Here is a 331-nt window from a genome sequence, read left to right on the forward strand (position 1 = left end):
ATCTTCGTCTGAATCGTCTTTCACGAATTCGTAGACGCCCGCGGGACAGAAGCGCGATTCAGGGCCCGCGTAGGTTTTGAAGTTGATGCCGACCGGTACGTTTGCATCCTTCAACGTCAAATGCACGGGCTGGTTCTCCTCGTGATTCGTATTGGAAACGAACACCGAGGAGAGACGATCGAACGTGAGCTTGCCGTCGGGCTTCGGGTACTCGATCGGCTTGCACTGCGACGCGGGCTTGAGCATCTCGTGGTCGCGATGCTGGTGATGGAGCGTCCACGGCACGTTGCCGCCCAGCAGCTTCTGCTCGATGCCGACCATCAGCGTGCCC

General features: G+C 58.9%; 1 protein-coding gene. It reads right to left on the reverse strand.

Annotated features, from left to right (window positions below; all coding sequences use genetic code 11):
• A partial coding sequence (locus U5775_RS39200) for a 4Fe-4S dicluster domain-containing protein (RefSeq protein WP_322063471.1) occupies positions 1-331 on the reverse strand: 331 nt, incomplete at both ends.

Origin of the sequence: Paraburkholderia sp. J63 (assembly GCF_905220245.1) — a bacterium.
Classification (GTDB): Bacteria; Pseudomonadota; Gammaproteobacteria; order Burkholderiales; family Burkholderiaceae; genus Paraburkholderia.